We start from the raw sequence: 14082 nt of genomic DNA, 5'->3' as shown, positions 1-14082 counted from the left end.
CCTTGCCGGTACACCCAGACCGTCGACTCCGACGAGCTGAAACTCACTACACAAAGCGAAAGGTAGAAAAAGTGTCTGCTTCAGAAAACATTTCCGAGCCCAAGAAAAGCGGAGTATCACGCCGTAGCCTGCTCACCTCGATGGGACTGGGGGCTGGGGTTATCGCCACGACGGGTCTTCTCTCGGCATGCACGACGGTGGCCTCAACCGGATCCGGCGCCACTGGTGGTGGCGTCGCGGCCGGCAGCATAGGCGGCTCGTCTTACGACGCCGAAATCAAGAAGCTCGTCGCTGGTCGTGAGCTACAAATTGGCTGGACCCCTCCGATTCTGTCGGAGTTCTTCAAGCAGATGGAAAGCGCAGCCTTCGGCAGGATGGCAGAGCTGGAAGCGGCGTACGGTGTGAAGTGGAAGTGGGAACGCTCCTCACCCACCGGGAACTTTGATGCTGTCGAGCAGCAGATCAGCACCGTACGCGGTTGGACCACCCGCAAGTTCGACGCGGTCCTGGTGTGCACCGGAGCAAACTTCGCCACGATGCAAGACGTCTATCAGGAAGCTTCGGCTAGTGGTACGGCCGTTTTCCAGTTCAACCAGCCCGTGGAGATCTATGCGCCAGAGCAGATCAGCACTGTCTCCAACATCGGCTACGACAATCGCTGGCAGTCGGGCTATCTGGCCGGCAAATTTATCGCGGACACGCTCGGCGGCAAGGGAACGGTCATTCAAATCATGGGCCCGTCGGGATCCGATTGGACCAAAGCTCGCCTGATTGGATTTGCCAAGGCTATGGAAGAAAACCCCGGCATGAAAGTTGTCGGCACCGCCGACGGTGGCTATGTTCGGGAAAAAGGCCTGAACGCTGCTCAGGACCTGCTCACCCGGTTCCGTGACGTGAACGCCATCTACGGTGAAAACGAAGATATGGCCCTCGGAGCGCTGCAGGCCGTGGACGCAGCCGGGTTGAAGTCGTGGGACGGCAAAGAAGGCATCGTTATTGTCGGCGCCGACGGGCTGATTTCGGGCATGGACTCCATCGCCGCCGGCAAACTGACAGCCACCATCGACGTGGGATCCGTAGATCAGGGGCGCACCTTCATCGACACGATTTTTCAGAACGTTGTTCTGGGTGAATCGGTCGGCAAATTCATCGATGTCCCCACCCGGGTCGTAACCAAGAAGAACGTAGCGGCAGCTCAGGCGTACATCAATAATGCCCTGCAGCCCTCCAAAACGTACTAGTTCTTGGCATTGAGCTGATTTGGCCGGTCCGAAGCGTCGTCCTGTTACCAATAGCAAAGGAATAATCCACACCATGGCACTTCGGGCCAGCACCTCACGTACCTTTCCTTCCTCCGCTCTTCTCGAATTCCCACTTATTGCCGTCCTGCGGGCACCACATGCACGCAACTATGCCCCGGTCGTTCGTGTTCTCGCTGCCGCGGGCATTCGGTCCATCGAGTTGACCTTGAGCACACCGGGAACTGTCGAACTTTTCGCAGAACTCCGCCAGCTCATCCCTGCCACTGTGGACCTCGGCGTAGGCACTATTACCAACCTGAATCAGGCGGAGCTCGCTTTGGAGGCGGGAGCCGACTTTTTGGTGACTCCCACAATGAACGTCGACTTAGTGCATCTAGCGTGCGACCGAGGCGTACCGGTTTATCCTGGCGGTCTTACGCCCACAGAACTACACCAGGGCTGGACGGCTGGCGCCACGGCGGTGAAGATATTTCCGGCGTCAACCGTAGGCGTTGACTATGTTGGGCAACTGCGCGGTCCCTTTCCTGATATTCAGATCATTCCTTCCGGTGGGGTAAATCTGGATGATGTGCTGCCTTGGCTTCGAGCGGGGGCGTTGGCGGTCTCGGTGGGGGGGCCACTCATTGGGGATGCCTTCACGGGCGGCAGTCTGAACGAAATGAAGAAAAGAGCCGATCGAGCCGTGCAACTTATTGCCAGCCATCGGAGCGCTTCATGACCGAAGGAGTCAGGACAGGCGGCGTTCCCCTCGGAGGCGTGGTGACGTTTGGCGAAACCATGGGACTCTTTCGAGCCTCAGTGCCCGGAATGCTCGCTCTCAGCCGCCACGTTCAATTGGGGATGGGCGGCGCGGAAAGCAACGTTGCAATTGCACTAAGCCGCCTCGGCACCCCTGTCACTTGGCTGGGCCGGGTGGGGCGCGATAGTCTCGGGGATCTTATTAGGCGGGAGCTGGCCGCTGAAGGCGTGAACACGGTCGTTATAGTCGACGATGACGCCCCCACCGGTCTAATGATCAAGGAACGCCGGATGGCCTCGGCCACCAGAGTGTGGTACTACCGAGCGGGCAGTGCCGGTTCTCGACTTGAGCCCGCAGATATGCCGGAGGAACTAATTCGTCGAGCGGGCCTGCTGCATGTCACCGGGATAACCCCCGCTCTGTCGGAGTCTGCCGCGCAAGCTACCCGCCACGCCATGCATAGTGCCCGCGAAGCGGGAGTCCTCGTGTCGTTCGACCTCAACTACCGTTCAAAACTCTGGGGTGCTGAAGAGGCTCGTCACACATACCTCGACTTGATCGGGCTCGCAGATGTCGTTTTCGCAGGCGAGTCCGAGGCAGCCATTGCCGTAGGCGTTACCGGAAGTGTGGCTGAGACCGCCCGACGCCTGGGTGATCTGGGTCCAAAACAGGTCATCATTAAACTTGGCGAGCACGGATGCTTCGCCCGCGTCAACGAGATCAGTTACGAACAGGCCGCCGTCCCCGTCACCGTTGAAGATACCGTGGGCGCAGGCGACGGATTCGTTGCGGGCTACTTATCGGAGCTTCACCGTGGTTCACCAGTAGCCGTACGTTTGATAACGGCGGTGTCCGTTGGCGCCTTCGCGTGCACGGTAGCCGGCGATTGGGAGGGAATGCCTTTTCGAAGCGAACTCGGCCTCCTCGGTGCGACGGAACCCGTGATCCGCTGAGCTTAGCCGGCAAAGCGGTGTGGGGCCAGGCCGTTAACTTGCGGGTCGACTACAAAGATCGACCCGGCGAGGGGTTCGCGTTCCAGTTGATTCGGAGTTAGCCCTGCACGGGCAGACGTGATGAAGAGTTGATCTAGGCGCACACCGCCGAAAGCAACACTGGTGACCCGCGAGACGGGCAGATCAATCACCGTCAACAGCTCACCCGTGGGGCTATACCGACGTACGCTGCCACCATCCCACATCGCAACCCACAAGCAGCCCTGCGCGTCGACGGCCATTCCGTCAGGAGTGGCCACTTCATCGGGGGTTTGCACAAGCGTCCGACTGTTGCTCAGAGATCCGGTCCCGGCTTCGAAATCCCAAGCGACAATTTTTCGAGTCAAGGAGTCGATGTAGTACATGGTTTGACCGTCAGGACTCCAGTCGAGGCCATTAGAGATCGACACCGGTGAAATTATCTTCGATGAGGCCAGATCAGCCGATACGCGGTAAAGGCTTCCAGCCCCACGGCGCAAATTAGTGTCCATCGTGCCGACCCAGAGCCGGCCCTCGGCGTCACAAGCGCCGTCGTTCATACGGTTAGTTATGCGATCTAATTCGATGGGAAGAGCCAGTTCGAACGCCCCCGTCTCTAGATTCGCAAAGCCAATCCCGTCTCGCACCGCACAAGCCACACCGCCAGACCGCCGACCTACCACTGCCCCGACCGGCTGGCCCACGCTCATGCTGCCGTCACTGCCGGAAACCGGATCAAAATAATGGATCTCTCCTCTGGGAATATCTACCCAGAGCAGTTGCGCCCGCTCGGTGTCCCACCATGGACTTTCGGCAATGTCGGACGCGGCTTCGAGCGCCACGTGGACCTTGGGCGAAGCGTGAGAATCAATGTTTGGTGCGCGCACGAGTCAGATTAGGGTGGTCGCGGCTGCGCGAAGCACTAGGGCCATTGATGTGGCGCCTGCATCGGCGTAGCCGATAGTTCGGTCACCAAGATAGCTCGCCCGTCCCTTGCGAGCAGCCAAAGCCACGGTGCTGTCCCGCCCGGCGTCGGCGGCTTCGGCCGCCATTTGCAGGGCGCTGGCCAAAGTTTCGCCGGCGACTAAAGCATTATCTAGGGCAGCGATAGCCGGCGCTAACGAGTCATAGAGAGTTTTATCACCGACCTGCGCTCCACCGCGATCGATGATTCCTTGGCCCCCAGCTCGAAGCATCTGGGCAAAAGTAGCGCCGTCCACCCACTTGAGTTCCCCGCTTGCTAACGCCATGCGCAAGAAGAAGGTGCCATAAAGAGCGCCGCTAGAACCACCTACGATGTCGACGATCGTCGAACCCACATGTTTAAGAAGTTCGCGCGGTGATGTCATTTTTTCGCTGAAGCCTGACGCAGTCGCGGCCGTGAAGCCGCGTTCCAAGTTGGAGCCGTGGTCGGCATCCCCACCCGTCGCATCCAAATCATTTAACGTGTCGATGTGCACGTCGGTCAGACGGGAACATTCGCACATCCAGGCGGCTAATTGTGCGGTATCTACGCGACCGTTCATGCTAAGCGCCCCACGTAATCGAGGAAGTACGCACCGGTGCATCCCACAAAACTGTCATTTCGTCGTCAAGTTCGAGAATGGTCAGGGCTGCCCCGGCTTGGTCGAGGGAGGTGACATAGTTCCCCACAAGGCTGCGCACCGGGTTCAGCCCTGCCGAGCGGAGCGCTTGATCACACTCTCCGTAGAGCACGTATAGCTCGCTAAGCGGGGTCGCGCCCATCCCATTGACCATGACGAGCAGCGCAGCGCCCGGAGTTGGCCGCAGATCGGCCAGGACTTCAGCAATCATGGTTCTGGCGATTTCTTGGACATTTCTCATAGCCACGCGTTCCCGACCGGGTTCACCGCTAATACCGATGCCGAATTCGATCTCGTCATCGGGCAAGTCATATATCGGCTTTCCGCGAAGCGGCGGCGTGCACGAGCTTAAACCAACCCCGAATGTGCGCGTGCGGGCATTCACTCGGCGAGCAATACACGTTACGGATGCCAGGTCATCGCCGCGCTCGGCCGCGGCCCCCGCGATCTTTTCAACCAGCACGGTAGCCCCTAGCCCTCGTCTTCCGGCCGTACCTGGCATGTCCGGAATGGAGACGTCGTCGTCAATAAGCACGGAGTCAATCGCAATTCCTTCGAAAGCAAGCAGTTCGGTGGCCATACCGAAGTTCATCACCTCGCCGCTAAAATTCTTGATCACGTGTAGTACTCCAGAGCCGCGGTCCGCTGCTCGTGTCGCGGCCACGATCTGTTTCGGAACCGGGGAGGTGAAAATTTCGCCGGGGCAGGCAGCGTCGAGCATGCCGTGACCCACGAAACCGGTATGGAGCGGCTCGCAACCAGAACCTCCCCCCGCAATCAGCCCGACCTTGCCGGTCCGGGGATCCGCTGCGCGCACAATGATGCGGTGGGCGGCATCAAATTTCACGATCGTCGGATGCGCTGCGGCCAAACCTACGAGGTAATCCGTCACGGCATGCGCCGGGTCGTTCAGGAACTTCTTCATCGAGGGCACCCTTCGCTCCATCGCGTGGTTCTGAATCCAAACACCGCAGCGCTGCGTCTCAGGTGAGAACAGGTAATCAGATGGTCTGAACACTAATGGACATAGATGTTCGTGTCAAATGACCGATTCAACGCGCCCAGTGAGTTTGTTAAGGTGCAAATTGTCTGGGTTGATGCGTACTCACCTGATCAACCGATCCGCTCACTTCAAAACCTTGTGGTCAAGAAACCTTGAATCCCGCCACATTTTAATGTGACCAGAAACGCGCCCAGACCCCCGGAATGCGCGCAGAATCCGCCTGTAGATCTCCGTACAATGCATACACTGACGAGCATGNTGACGAGCATGACGAGCATGACGAGCATGACGAGCATGACGAGCATGACGAGCATGACGAGCATGACGAGCATGACGAGCATGACGAGCATGACGAGCATGACGAGCATGACGAGCATGACGAGCATGACGAGCATGACGACCGAGGAATTCCGCCCCTTTTGCGGGTTCGCGACAAGGCCAAGACGACTACCATTCAGTCTTGATTCGAGTCCAGGTACCCCAGCACTGACAGGCGCAGGATTCCGCGGCGAAATCACTGATCGCCCATCCTTTCCTTCAGGCCCAAAACAGGGCCGATTACCGGAAATTACAACAAAAACCCTCTTCGGGGTTACTGGTGGCTTCTGCTGCCCGGGCCGACACGGGCCTGTCACGGCACAGGCGGGCTGCTTGTGACGTCGTTCGCGCACCTGTTGGGTATGGACGCAGCGACGCAAATCACTCCCACGTTTCTCACCCAGGGCGGGCTTTCCGAGCTGCTCCGTCTGCCCGAGCGCACGCTGGAGAACTGGTGTGTGATGCAGGCAGGGCCGCCGTATCTGAAGCTCGGCCGGTACGTGCGTTCCGACCTGCAGGGCGTGCTCACCTAGGTTCAGGAGCATCGGCATGGTTAGGCCGCAGATTCTCGCTGGTGAACTGGGCAACATCGTCGTCGATGTCCTTCCGAGCGGCCGGTATCGTGATCGCGCATCCATGCGTCACGACAGTGGCGCCGTGCATGGCCTCTCTGCCGTGGACGACACCGAGGAGAAGGCGCGCGCTGATGTCCGTCGGCAGGCGATGGCACTGACTACCGGTGGCACCGGAGCGCTCGCGCCGTCGAGTACGATCGCTGACGCCGTCGAGCTGTGGCTTTCGCAGATCCTCACCCGCGCGAAGGCGGGCAGCCTGTCGTACTCGACCCACGAGTCCGACGAGACGACTGCCCGCGTAATCATTGTGCCTCGGTGCGGGGGAGCGCGGCTGATTGGGTAGAGGCCTGTTGGATCACTTCCTCCTGCGCCGGCAACGGTCTGATTTCGCCGTCGAGGTCGAGAAGCTGGTGGAGGCGCACTTCTTTTCCTTGCCCAGACGAGCATGCCCGGAGTCGGCGTCAGGGCCGAGCCCGGCTCCTCACCGAAGTCGCCGGCAAGCACTTCGAAACCGCCGGCCACCTCGCCGCTTAATCCTGTTCGCCTTGCTGCTGGCCATGACACTGATCAGCCGTGGCGCCACCCGAGAGGACAAGTGATGATCTGCACCACTGCGATTCCCGGTCGGCGCAAAATGTCAAAGGGCACACTGCGCAACCGCACCATCCTGCACGCCCTGCTGATCCTCGGTACCGTCACCATGACGTTTCTTGTGCCTTGATTTGCGCTCCTGCAAAGCGGTTCCAGGGCCCATACCTCGGTTGCATGGATTTTCGAGTGGATTGATAATCCACAGGCAGATCTCCGGTGGGTCTCATTAAATCATCTCGTGAAGAGAATTCTCCAAATCCAAAAGACAGCCACGAGGACCGAGAGGATGAGGCTGAAATTGAGCCTAAGCCAGCCCGGGCGAAACCACGGGGTGAGCGCCAGAGCCGCGAACATGCATACCCCCGCAACGATTGCCGCCGTGACTCCGTTTGACGCGCTTGGTGATGCGAATCCTCCGGGGTCACCAAGGCACTGATCGATCCCGCAGCGCTCGAATCGCGCCAGTGAAGCCGCAACATAACCGGGTGCTAATGCCAGAGGCACCGTCCAGAGGAGGTGCAGACTGTGTCGGCTGACATGTCCTTTGTCGACGTCATTCATTGTGGACCGTGACCATGCCAGAGGCTTTGACGCAGCCGACGTCTCCGCTTGCGTTTATGGTCTTTGGGCCATTTATTGAGAGGGCGCCGGGAGTGATTAGTCTGAGTGTAATTTTGGAGTCCGTTGTGGTCTTCGCTCCGACCGTGATTGCGCCGGCCTGGCAAGAAACACTGGAACCAGGAGCAACGAGGTCGATGTAATGCTGTTGGCCGTCGCCGGCAACGAACTTCGTACCATTCAGGGTGACCACGACTCGGCCGACGCCGGCTACCCACACTTGCACGTCCGCTGAGCTGGACGTGTAGGCTCTGACGGCCAATTGGGACTTTCCCATGTCCCCACCCCCGCAGAGAACCGGTCGCAGGGTGCCAGTGATCTTGTCCTCAATATCTGTACGAGGCTTGAAGGCCGACGCCAAGGGCGGCGACGAACCGGCCACCATTAGCCAAGCGGCCGGTCGGCGAGGCGTGACATTCTCCATGTGGGCGTGATCATCGATGACGCCCACATGCGCATTTCCGTTGACGGTCACATCGTGAATTGGGCGCCCCTGTCTCTTGGCCCGTAAGTATCAAGCATCGCTCTCCGGTTGTAGTCAGTTCTCGACATGACCATGGTCCCCGATCATGCCGACGGTGTCACCGTTTACGGTGACCGTGTGTTTCGCTGTCCCCTCGCCGCGTTGGCTTCCTCCAGAAGATTGTCAACGGATCGACAGCGTAGGCCGCCGGCATGCTGACGAGGGGCGCCAAGAGCGCCGTCATCGCGCCTAGGGCCAGGAAAAGCTTCGGCTTACAGAATTACCCCGTGTAGTAGCTGTAGCAGGATATTTCGGACAGGTGGAAAAGCGACGCGGCTCATTGCCGCGATGAATCGGTCTCAAGCTACATGTGGGGCGCCCCGCGCACGTACCCCCACTTCGCGCCAGCACACGGCGCGTGAGCGGGGAGTTTTTTCGCCTAGGTGCCCGCGTTCAGGACGGGCGCACGCTCAACGCCATCTGGAGACCAGCCAGCTCGCTGCTCACCGTCAGCTGGTACTTGTAGCCGTCCTTGGTTGCGTACCCGATGCACAAGGTCGTGGGCCCGGTCGCCGTGGCTGGCCGCTGACACGTCCCCTCCACGGAAAAGATGACGTCCGCCGGAGCACCAATCTGTTTTACATCTTGGACGGTCATCGCCGTGTCTGCTTGCCAGCGCCGGGCGATACTCGGGTTCGTGCTCATGCTCATGCACAGAAATTGTTCGCGGCGGACGATGTCGTCCAGCGGCTCCCAGTCCCCGGGGATTGCCAGCCTCGACATCTGCGCCACGAACTCGTCGGTGACCCGGTCCTCGAGGGATCTGACGATGAAGAACGCCGACAGTGCGATGACAACGATGCAAATGAGTATTGCACCCAAGATCTTCTTCACGGCATCCCCACTGAACTTGGAGCGATGATGTACGAGTCGACGCGGTATGACAGCTCCTGCACTCTATCGTCCACAGGCGAAAGCCTCCCGCCCCTGAACGGGTGCGGAAGCTAAGGAACGCCCGAGAGCTCGGTGTCTCGTAGGACGAAGCCCAGCGAAGCTCCATTGCCCGGCAAAGCGTAGCTGCCAGGTTGAGCTCGGAAGGAGTCTTGAAATCGGAGGGCTACTCGGAGGCTGAGCCATCGGCGACACCGCGTGCCGTCGCGTCAGCGCCCAGAACGAGTCGGTCATCGGGCGTCTTCTGGGCGAGAAATGTTGTGGGCTCCAAGTCCACCGTTGGTCTTTCTTATGCTGCCCACATATCCAATGTCGACGCGAGGGTGACAGAGACTGTCCCTTGATCGGTGTTCCGGTTTGACGCGCCGGACTGGGGTCTAACTGAGTCACTCCGACGGGACCGGCGTGTCCGGTGATTTCCACGATCAGGCCCGCGCACCATGGCGCTTCGATTAGTTCAAGTGAATTTTAAGGCTCGGGATGACTCAGCGCTTGGCCGGTTTTGGGCGGAAGTGATTGGTTGGGGTGTGTCCAGCGAGGGATCGGGCGTGACCGACGATCTGGCGAAGTTGCGAAGTTGCGAAGTTGCGACGAGCTGCGGGTGTCGGTCCGTATCCGGAGTTTGTTCGCATGCCCGATATAACCGTGTGGACCCGCATCCACCTCGACCTGCGACCGTACCCATTAACAACCAACCGGCAGAGGTGGCCCGGCCGCGCGCTCGTGGTGCGGAAGCGGCTGATATTGGGCAGGACGACGTGCGCAACGGATGGAGCGCTGCGATGACCGTGAGCCGCGATCACCGATCGTGGTCGAGTTAATGGAATCGTCGCGGTCGCCGATGAGGGTCGAGAGGTCGTGCAGGTCGCTTGAGTTGGATCGGTTCCGCCGATCACGATCTTGACGATCGAGGAGTCCCAGATGGTTCCGGCCGCGTTGTCGCTCCAGTTCGTGCGTGCCTGGGCGAGGGATTGCAGCACCGGCATGGTCGTAATGCCGGTGCCGCCGCCTTCCGCCATGAGCGTGGGAAGCAAGGAGAGTGGCGCCAGGTTGCCGAACTCGTCGAGGGCGAGCAGCGGCGGGTCGAGTCGTGCACCCGCGCGCTTCGAGCCGCGATGCGGCGCCCGGTCTCCATGAGGTCCTCGACAAACGCCGACACGAGTGCGGCCGAGTTGTTCGACCCCGCGCCAATTGCGAGCAGGTAAAGGGTGCCATTGCTGCGCAAGAACCCGCAGGGTCGAACTCCTCGCCTTCCGGCGGTGAGACGGGGTCCAGCACTCGTGGGTCAGCGAAGGCACCCAATGACAGGGAGACGCCTCGCCAGATTGAGTCGCGTGTGCGTGGGTCGGCTTCGAGCATGGCCCGGAGCGCGTCGCCCCAACCGGTGGCCGCGGCGGGAGTGCTCAGCAGGATGGAGACCGCGTCATGGGCGGCGGCCGGGTCGAGAGTCCACCGAAACAGTTCGGCGGGCGGGCAGTGGTCGAGCGCTGCGGCGTGCAGCAACGACTGTAGGGCTGTGCCGGTTTTGGCTTCCCAGAATCCTCCGCCGTCGACGCCGCCAGCGGCCAGTCCGGTTCCGGCGGCGAGCCCCGCTGCGCGGATCATGCCCGTGAGTGGGTCTTTGCAGCCGCGAATCGGTGACCACCGCAGCCCCACGGGCACGCCGGCCGCCAGCTGTCGGATCGAACACCGCGACGGGTCCAAGCTGTTGACGGGCGCGCAGCGTGGTCGTGAGGTTTTCGGGGCGCGTCGAGGTGGTCACGACCGGGCCGGGGGCATCGAGGATGGCGTTGATCACGATGTGAGCCCCCTTGCCGGAGCGCGGCGGGCCGATGACCAGGATCGAGTCCTCAACACTCGCCCAGACCTCGGTGTTGCGCGATCGGCCGATTCGATACCCGACGTCGCTGGGGCCGGCTTTCGTGAGGGACGGCCGAAGGTGCGCTGCGCGCTTGAGGATGCATCTCGCTATGCAGGAGTCCATTGCGCGCGTGCCCACAAACCGGGTTGCGCTCGAGGATATCCGGGGTGCTGCTTATATCGTGCGGCTGCGCATTGCGACGTCCATCCCAGCGATTTCGGCAGCGGAATTTGATTTGATCAGCCGAAGTCTTGGCAACCACCACTGTCAGGAAGCTCGATTTGCGGATACTCTTCGCCGCAAGCGTGCGTGCGTGCGAAAAATGCCAATGCATTTGGCTGAGGGCCACGTATCACCGCTGTCGCATTGATCGTCGGGATCGTCCCGATGGGCGAGGACACATAGGAGTGAATCGTGAAGAAGAACATCAAGCTGGTGCTCGGCGCAAGTGCAGCCGCGCTAATCGTCTTGTCGCTGGGCGCTGCGCCAGCGTCAGCGCATGTCCCGAAATCGGTGCGCGGTAACGTGGTGCTGACCGCCCACCTCACGGAGCTTAACGACTCTGGAGCGTCGGGTAAGGTCATCGCCGTCGTTCGCGGCGAGACAATCCGGGCGATCGGAATCCGCGCGAAGGGTTTGACGCCCAATGCTCCCCACGCCCAGCACATCCACTACGGCCAACAGGCCATGAATGAGTGCCCTACGCTGGCGTTGGACAGTAACGGCGACGGACGACTGAACACCGCTGAGGGTGTTCCGGCCTACGGCCCCGTTGTTGTGTCCTTGAACACCAGCGGAGACACCACGCCGGCCAGTTTCCTGGACGTTTCCCGGTTCCCCGTCTCGAAAAACGGCACCTATAGCTACCTTCGCACCAACATCCGATTCACGGACGTGGCCGGAACTGGCTATCCGGGAGCCGGAGGGCTCGGCACTGCCGCGCAGATCGCCAAGGCCATTCGCGGTGGCGAAGGCGTCGTAGTGATCCACGGAAACGACTACGACGGCAACGGAACGTACAACTTCAGCGATCCCCAGGGTGCGAGCGAGCTCGACCCCACCCTCCCCGCTGAGGCGACCGACCCGGTCGCCTGCGGAGTTCTGCACTAGCTAGAAGCGTCTGGCCAAGGTTGAGGTCCAGGCGCCGTGCGAGCGCGCACAGTGCCGTACGGTCCTGGATCTCATCCTTCGATAGAACGCCTCTATTCCGGCGCCTGCTCGGGCATGCTCGGGCCGGTAGCCGTGTAAGCCGCTTGGTGTTCCGCGGCGAGAGAACCGACGTCGGAGTCGGACGCGCTGGCGTTCCATACCGCGCCAGCCACGACGACGCCACTTCCCAGACTGCACCGCTACACAGGCCCCCGGAGACGCCCTCACCACCGTTGGCAGCCTCTGCGTCAACGCGAGGCCAGAAGACAATCCTCGATGAACTCACGAAAAGCACCGCTAACCGCAGTGACAACGTGCTGTACGGCGGCTAACCGCAGTCGGGCGTTGCGTTCGCGGGGTTCGAGATCGACACGATCCATGCGGAGCTAGCTGAAAACCTCGCGCCGCCCGCGGGCGGTGAGAAGTTCAAGCGGGGTGTGCAGATGCACTGCTGACTTGCTGGGATGTCGGCCAAAACGTCGTCGACATGCATGTCGCATCCGGTTCAATCAGCTAGGTCGGTATCGCCTCCTCGAGGGGTGCTTAGACACCGTGAGACCGGCGCCGATAAGGCCGTCGGGAAGACGGAACTGCGGGAGGACGAACCTTCCCGCCAGCACGCTCGCAAAAACCAGAGATCCGGCCGCGCTGGCACAGTGGATGATCACGGGCCCGGCGGGCGCTTGGGCGTGGCGCTGGCTCAGCTCGGCGAGGGGAATCCTCAGCGAGCCCGGGATCGCGCCCCCGTTCACCCTATTGACTGGAGATTTATTATGTAACGTTCCGTCACCTGCAAGGTGTGCAAAAAACAACGTGGGCGGGCTGCGGCCAGCACATTGATCAGGTAATGCGCGGCGTGCCACGCAACCAACAATGCGCCGGGCACGTGAACGAAAAATCGACCGGGTCATTCTGGTCCCGGTTACTCGGACGCTAACGCCTGACAACGGCCGGGGTGAGGACATCCTCGTTCCGAGGTCTGGTAAGGGCGCGGCTTTCGCGTCAGAAAAAAGCGCCGCTACACGCTGCGTTGCACAGATTCAGCGACGAAGCCCGCACCGTGCTTCAGCGGACCAGAGCGCATATTACTCGCTTCTGTTTTCTCCTTGGAGAGATCATTCCGCTGTCTTCGTGGTCAAGGATGTGGCAGTGGTACACGGTACGTCCGCTGAAGTCGTCAAACGCGATACGTACACGCACGGTGCTGCGTGCCGGGATGTTCACGACGTCCTGCCACATGATGGTTTCGACGGGCTGGCCTGACTGTTCAATGATCTGCATCGGCCACACGTGCAAGTGCATGGGGTGATCGAGCGGGCTGGTATTCGTCAGCAACCAGTCCTCCACGGTGTCGAATTGCACGGTCGTGTCGATCCGGGTGGCATCGAATACCTGGCCGTTGATCGTGGCTGACATCATGCCCCCACCCATGCCGCCATCCGTATCCCCGCCCATTCCCATCGCGAAGATCAACTCGCGTCGGGCGGTTACGGTAGCCGCGCGTAGGTCACGTGGAACGGGCTGGCCGGGTGTCGCGGCGACTATGGCGACGGCGTCACCGTCCACGGTGAATGTGGCCAGCGCGATGTCGGCGGCTCCAGCGGAGCCTGCGCCTCCCATCATCATCCTGCCGGAATGGCCTCGGTCATAGGCGTGGGCGCGCAGTACGGAGGTGCCGGCTGTGCCGGTGACGAAAAGGTCGGCCCGGTTTCCAGGAGCCAGCACAACCTCATCGACTTCGTGCGCGGCTTCGAAACGTCCGGAGTCGATTGCGAGAAGGGACATCTGCTGCCCGTCGAGGCGCAGCCGCAGATAGCGGGACACGCAGGCATTGATGATGCGCCATCGTTCCCGTTCGCCAGGACGGGCAGTCATGCCGGGGGTGAGTTGTCCGTTGACGAGGACCAGGTCTCCCTCGCGTCCGGACATTTTCTCCATGGCTGTGGCCGCCGGGATAGTTCCCGTGGAATCGAGGGT

The 14082-nt window shown here is 61.0% G+C and carries 13 protein-coding genes and 1 pseudogene; 8 read left to right on the top strand and 6 right to left on the bottom strand.

What is annotated here, in order from left to right; all coding sequences use genetic code 11:
• Positions 1-2 precede the first annotated feature (2 nt).
• The 3 genes from E3N85_RS12530 (at position 3) to E3N85_RS12520 (ending at position 2954) form a co-directional block, all read left to right on the top strand.
• Positions 3-1241: a sugar ABC transporter substrate-binding protein gene (locus E3N85_RS12530; RefSeq protein ID WP_134463669.1), complete on the top strand. Its 1239-nt coding sequence runs from the start codon at positions 3-5 to the stop codon at positions 1239-1241.
• A gap of 73 nt (positions 1242-1314) precedes the next feature.
• The gene (locus E3N85_RS12525) at positions 1315-1980 is read left to right on the top strand and encodes a bifunctional 4-hydroxy-2-oxoglutarate aldolase/2-dehydro-3-deoxy-phosphogluconate aldolase (protein WP_134463667.1); all 666 of its coding nucleotides are present in this window, start codon (positions 1315-1317) and stop codon (positions 1978-1980) included.
• Entirely contained in the window at positions 1977-2954 is a 978-nt protein-coding gene (locus E3N85_RS12520; protein ID WP_134463665.1) for a sugar kinase, read from the top strand. Before E3N85_RS12525 ends, E3N85_RS12520 begins: the two co-directional genes overlap by 4 nt.
• A 2-nt stretch (positions 2955-2956) precedes the next feature.
• Here E3N85_RS12520 and E3N85_RS12515 read toward each other — a convergent pair whose 3' ends face one another.
• The 3 genes from E3N85_RS12515 to dhaK are packed head-to-tail and all read right to left on the bottom strand — an operon-like array spanning position 2957 to position 5501.
• On the bottom strand, positions 2957-3814 hold the full coding sequence (locus E3N85_RS12515; protein WP_166783954.1) for an SMP-30/gluconolactonase/LRE family protein: 858 nt from the start codon (positions 3812-3814) through the stop codon (positions 2957-2959).
• Positions 3815-3862: 48 nt separating this feature from the next.
• Entirely contained in the window at positions 3863-4498 is a 636-nt protein-coding gene (dhaL, locus tag E3N85_RS12510; protein WP_134463661.1) for a dihydroxyacetone kinase subunit DhaL, read from the bottom strand.
• A gap of 1 nt (position 4499) precedes the next feature.
• Positions 4500-5501, bottom strand: a complete 1002-nt coding sequence (dhaK, locus tag E3N85_RS12505; protein WP_134463659.1) for a dihydroxyacetone kinase subunit DhaK — start codon at positions 5499-5501, stop codon at positions 4500-4502.
• 731 nt (positions 5502-6232) lie between these two features.
• Here dhaK and E3N85_RS12495 point away from each other — a divergent pair.
• From E3N85_RS12495 to E3N85_RS17000, 3 genes are all read left to right on the top strand, one after another.
• A complete protein-coding gene (locus E3N85_RS12495; RefSeq protein WP_206751245.1) occupies positions 6233-6430 on the top strand; it encodes a DNA-binding protein in 198 nt (65 codons plus the stop codon).
• Positions 6431-6446: 16 nt separating this feature from the next.
• A complete protein-coding gene (locus E3N85_RS12490; RefSeq protein WP_134463653.1) occupies positions 6447-6815 on the top strand; it encodes a hypothetical protein in 369 nt (122 codons plus the stop codon).
• 255 nt (positions 6816-7070) lie between these two features.
• Positions 7071-7193: a hypothetical protein gene (locus E3N85_RS17000; protein WP_255453892.1), complete on the top strand. Its 123-nt coding sequence runs from the start codon at positions 7071-7073 to the stop codon at positions 7191-7193.
• A 1404-nt stretch (positions 7194-8597) separates the two neighbouring features.
• Here the strand turns inward: E3N85_RS17000 and E3N85_RS12485 are convergent.
• A complete protein-coding gene (locus E3N85_RS12485) occupies positions 8598-9038 on the bottom strand; it encodes a hypothetical protein (protein WP_134463651.1) in 441 nt (146 codons plus the stop codon).
• Between the two features lie 822 nt (positions 9039-9860).
• Positions 9861-11055 (bottom strand): annotated as a pseudogene (locus E3N85_RS12475) (type IV secretory system conjugative DNA transfer family protein); the annotation flags it as partial.
• A gap of 10 nt (positions 11056-11065) precedes the next feature.
• Here E3N85_RS12475 and E3N85_RS16375 point away from each other — a divergent pair.
• Both E3N85_RS16375 and E3N85_RS12470 read left to right on the top strand, forming a co-directional pair.
• Entirely contained in the window at positions 11066-11326 is a 261-nt protein-coding gene (locus E3N85_RS16375) for a hypothetical protein (protein WP_166783951.1), read from the top strand.
• Between the two features lie 44 nt (positions 11327-11370).
• Complete coding sequence (locus tag E3N85_RS12470; protein ID WP_134463649.1) at positions 11371-12066, top strand: hypothetical protein; 696 nt, start codon at positions 11371-11373, stop codon at positions 12064-12066.
• 1104 nt (positions 12067-13170) lie between these two features.
• Here E3N85_RS12470 and E3N85_RS12465 read toward each other — a convergent pair.
• Positions 13171-14082 (bottom strand): multicopper oxidase family protein (locus E3N85_RS12465; RefSeq protein WP_166783953.1); only part of this gene is annotated, 912 nt, incomplete at its 5' end.

The sequence above is a fragment of the Cryobacterium sp. Hz9 genome, assembly GCF_004402825.1.
Classification (GTDB): Bacteria; Actinomycetota; Actinomycetes; order Actinomycetales; family Microbacteriaceae; genus Cryobacterium; species Cryobacterium gelidum.
This window is presented reverse-complemented; position numbering and strand designations above follow the sequence as displayed.

Bases quoted from the DNA above. Each gene is read 5' to 3' on its own strand.
- E3N85_RS12525 (WP_134463667.1), top strand. From the start codon at position 1,315: ATGGCACTTCGGGCCAGCACCTCACGTACCTTTCCTTCCTCCGCTCTT.
- E3N85_RS16375 (WP_166783951.1), top strand. From the start codon at position 11,066: ATGCAGGAGTCCATTGCGCGCGTGCCCACAAACCGGGTTGCGCTCGAG.
- dhaK (WP_134463659.1), bottom strand. From the start codon at position 5,501: ATGAAGAAGTTCCTGAACGACCCGGCGCATGCCGTGACGGATTACCTC.
- E3N85_RS12490 (WP_134463653.1), top strand. From the start codon at position 6,447: ATGGTTAGGCCGCAGATTCTCGCTGGTGAACTGGGCAACATCGTCGTC.
- dhaL (WP_134463661.1), bottom strand. From the start codon at position 4,498: ATGAACGGTCGCGTAGATACCGCACAATTAGCCGCCTGGATGTGCGAA.
- E3N85_RS17000 (WP_255453892.1), top strand. From the start codon at position 7,071: ATGATCTGCACCACTGCGATTCCCGGTCGGCGCAAAATGTCAAAGGGC.
- E3N85_RS12520 (WP_134463665.1), top strand. From the start codon at position 1,977: ATGACCGAAGGAGTCAGGACAGGCGGCGTTCCCCTCGGAGGCGTGGTG.